Origin of the sequence: Nocardioides sp. R-C-SC26, from assembly GCF_021246465.1 — a bacterium.
Taxonomy (GTDB): Bacteria; Actinomycetota; Actinomycetes; order Propionibacteriales; family Nocardioidaceae; genus Nocardioides.
In genome coordinates this window covers 1-3,548 of the sequence record NZ_JAHRHK010000015.1, presented here as the reverse complement: position 1 = coordinate 3,548, position 3,548 = coordinate 1, and the positions used below count along the sequence as shown (strand labels likewise).

The 3,548-nt window shown below is 69.3% G+C and carries 3 protein-coding genes; 1 reads left to right on the top strand and 2 read right to left on the bottom strand.

Annotation, left to right across the window (positions count from 1 at the left end; all coding sequences use genetic code 11):
- Positions 1-96: 96 nt before the first annotated feature.
- Positions 97-1,446, bottom strand: coding sequence for a crotonyl-CoA carboxylase/reductase (gene ccrA / locus KSO97_RS13685; RefSeq protein ID WP_232679804.1), 1,350 nt, complete (start codon positions 1,444-1,446; stop codon positions 97-99).
- 204 nt (positions 1,447-1,650) lie between these two features.
- Positions 1,651-2,103 carry a methylmalonyl-CoA epimerase gene (mce, locus tag KSO97_RS13680; RefSeq protein ID WP_232679802.1) on the bottom strand — a complete coding sequence of 151 codons (453 nt, stop codon included), beginning with the start codon at positions 2,101-2,103 and terminating at the stop codon, positions 1,651-1,653.
- A gap of 164 nt (positions 2,104-2,267) precedes the next feature.
- On the opposite strand from mce, the gene KSO97_RS13675 reads away from it, so the two are divergent.
- Complete coding sequence (locus KSO97_RS13675) at positions 2,268-3,455, top strand: acetyl-CoA C-acetyltransferase (RefSeq protein WP_232679801.1); 1,188 nt, start codon at positions 2,268-2,270, stop codon at positions 3,453-3,455.
- Positions 3,456-3,548 lie beyond the last annotated feature (93 nt).

Below are 3,548 nucleotides of genomic sequence, written 5' to 3'. Positions count from 1 at the left end.
CGGGCGGGTGACGCCCCACACACCCCGACGGGCCCGGCCACCGTGAGGTGACCGGGCCCGTCGGGTGAGCTGCGCGCGCTCGCGAACGCTGAGGGATCAGACGCCGCGGAAGCGGTTGATCGCCTCGAGGTGCTGGGCGCGCTTCTCCTGGTTGCGGACGCCGAGACCCTCCTCGGGCGCGAGGCAGAGCACGCCGACCTTGCCCTGGTGCAGGTTGTGGTGGACGTCGAGCGCCGCCTGGCCGACCTCGTCGAGGGTGTAGGTGCGCGAGAGGGTCGGGTGGATCTTGCCCTGCGCGATGAGGCGGTTGGCCTCGTAGGCCTCGCGGTAGTTGGCGAAGTGGCTGGAGACGATCCGCTTGAGGTTCATCCACAGGTAGCGGTTGTCGTACTCGTGCATGAAGCCGGTGGTCGAGGCGCAGGTGGTGATCGTGCCGCCCTTGCGGGTGACGTAGACAGAGGCGCCGAAGGTCTCGCGACCGGGGTGCTCGAAGACGATGTCGATGTCCTCGCCGCCGGTGAGCTCGCGGATCTTCTTGCCCAGGCGCTGCCACTCCTTGGGGTTCTGCTGGGTGTTGTCCTCGTTCCAGAACTGCCACTTCTCCTCGGAGCGGTTGATCACCATCTCCGCGCCCATGCTGCGCACGATCTTGGCCTTCTCCTCGTTGGAGACCACGCAGATCGGGTTCGCGCCGCCGTTGAGGGCGTACTGGGTGGCGAAGCCACCGAGGCCGCCCGAGGCGCCCCAGATGAGGACGTTGTCGCCCTGCTTCATCTGGCCGGCGTTCTTGGAGACCAGCTGACGGTAGGCGGTCGCGTTCACCAGGCCGGGGGAGGCGGCCTCCTCCCACGTGAGGTGGTCGGGCTTGGGGAGGAGCTGGTTGGACTTGACCAGTGCGATGTGGGCCAGACCGCCGAAGTTGGTCTCGAAGCCCCAGATGCGCTGCTGCGGGTCCATCATCGTGTCGTCGTGGCCGGCGGGGTCCTCGAGCTCGACGCTGAGGCAGTGGGCCACGACCTCGGCGCCCGGCTTCCACTGGGTCACGCCCGGGCCGGTCTTGAGCACGACGCCGGCCAGGTCGGAGCCGACCACGTGATAGGGCAGGTCGTGGCGCTTGGTGAGCTCGGAGAGTCGGCCGTAGCGCTCCAGGAAGCCGAAGGTGGAGACGGGCTCGAAGATCGAGGTCCACACCGTGTTGTAGTTGATGGCCGAGGCCATCACGGCCACGTAGGCCTCGCCCGGGCCGAGCTCGGGCAGCGCGACGTCCTCGACGTGGAGGGACTTGCGGGGGTCCTTGTCGCGGGACGCCACCCCCTCGAACATGTCGACCTCGTCCTTGTAGACCGTGACGGCCCGGTAGGACTCGGGCAGGGCGAGGTTGGCGAAGTCCGCCGAGCCGGCGTCGCCGGCCTGGCCGGCCTGGATGGCGTCAAGAATGTGCTGCACGGATGGTCTCCTGCGTCGATCGGGGAGGTTGGGCGTGGGCCGAGCGGAAAGATACCCGCCGGTAACTATCGGTGGCGATCACTTGCCGTTGTGGGGGTGGTCACTCCGTGGTCACGGGTGCTCCTGATGCGCGAACGTGCCGCACCGTGTCCGCTTCCAGGTTGCGGCGGTGTTGCCCGCGGGGAAGCCGGACCGGAATGAAGCTCAGTGAGCGGCGTGCGGGTTGGGCTCGACGATCTCGACGAGGATGCCGCCGGCGTCCTTGGGGTGCACGAAGTTGATCCGCGAGTCGCTCGTGCCGCGCTTGGGGGCGTCGTACAGCATGCGCAGGCCGCGCTCGCGCAGGATCGCGCTGACCTGCTCGACGTCGGTGACGCGGTAGGCGATCTGCTGGCAGCCCGGACCGGAGCGGTCGATGAACTTGGCGATCGTGGACTGCTCGTTGAGCGGAGCGAGCAGCTGGACGCACGAGCCGGAGTCGCCCACGGCCATCATCGCCTCGCGCACACCCTGCTCCTCGTTGACCTCCTCGTGCGCCAGCGTCATCCCGAAGGTGTCGCGGTAGAAGGCGATCGCCTCGTCCAGGTCCGGCACCGCCATGCCGACGTGGTCGATCGCGGTGAACAGATGCGCGGGGATCTCGAGGTTCGCAGTCATGGCGCCATCGTGGTGCGGGCTACGACGGTGGGGCAAGCCGTCTCACGGCGCGGTGTGACCAGCGACGCACATTCACGTCCCGGACAGCCGCGACGGCGAAGTGAACGATCGTTAACATCCTGCTGAGAGCGTCATCCCACCAGCAGTCCATTCGCGGAGGAACCATGTCTGGAACCGTCATCGTCGCCGGGGCCCGTACCCCGATCGGTCGCCTCTCCGGCGCCCTGAAGAGCCTCTCGGCCGCTGACCTGGGTGGCATCGCCATCAAGGGCGCCCTGGAGAAGGCCGGAATCACCGGCGACCAGGTCGACTACCTGGTCATGGGTCAGGTCATCCTGGCCGGCGCCGGCCAGAACCCGGCCCGCTCGGCGGGTATCGCGGGCGGTCTGCCGCTCGGTGTCCCCTCGATCACGATCAACAAGGTCTGCCTCTCGGGCCTCAACGCGATCGCCACGGCCGACCAGCTCATCCGCGCCGGCGAGGCCGAGATCATCGTCGCTGGCGGCATGGAGTCGATGACCAAGGCGCCGCACTTCCTCCCGAACTCCCGCGAGGGCATCAAGTTCGGCGACGTCGCCCTGGTCGACTCGATGGCCTACGACGCTCTCTTCGACCAGTCCACGAAGCAGGCGATGATCAATCTGACCGACGCCACCAACGCCGAGCGTGACCAGTTCACCCGCGAGGAGCAGGACGCGTTCGCCGCCGCTTCGCACCAGAAGGCCGCTGCGGCTCAGAAGAACGGCGTCTTCGACGGCGAGATCGTCCCGGTCTCCATCCCGCAGCGCAAGGGTGACCCGATCGTCGTCACCGCCGACGAGGGCGTCCGTGGCGACACGACCGCCGAGTCGCTCGCCGGCCTGCGGCCCGCCGTCCGCGACGGTTCGATCACCGCGGGCAGCGCGTCCCAGATCTCCGACGGCGCCTGCGCCGTGGTCGTCATGAGCAAGGCCAAGGCCGAGGAGCTCGGCCTGGAGTGGCTCGCCGAGATCGGCGCTCACGGCATGGTCGCCGGCCCCGACTCCACGCTGCAGCTGCAGCCGGCCCGCGCGACCGCCCGTGCCTGCGAGAAGGAGGGCATCACGCCCGCCGACCTCGACCTCGTCGAGTTCAACGAGGCGTTCGCCGCGGTCGGCATCGCCTCGGCCCGCGAGCTCGGCATCGCCGACGAGAAGGTCAACGTCAACGGCGGCGCCATCGCGCTCGGCCACCCGGTCGGGATGTCCGGCGCCCGCGTCGTGCTGCACCTCGCGCTCGAGCTCCAGCGCCGCGGTGGCGGCGTCGGTGCCGCCGCGCTCTGCGGCGGCGGCGGTCAGGGTGACGCGCTGATCGTGCGCGTGCCGAAGGCCTGATCCGCGTCTCCGGCGAGGAGTTCTGAGATCAACGACTCGGTGAACGGGGGCCGACGCCGTCCGGCGTCGGGGCCCCGCCTCGCTGCGGGCGCG

What these genes read in the sequence shown, in the direction of transcription:
- KSO97_RS13675 (WP_232679801.1), top strand. Translation starts at nt 2,268, where the DNA reads ATGTCTGGAACCGTCATCGTCGCCGGGGCCCGTACCCCGATCGGTCGC.
- mce (WP_232679802.1), bottom strand. Translation starts at nt 2,103, where the DNA reads ATGACTGCGAACCTCGAGATCCCCGCGCATCTGTTCACCGCGATCGAC.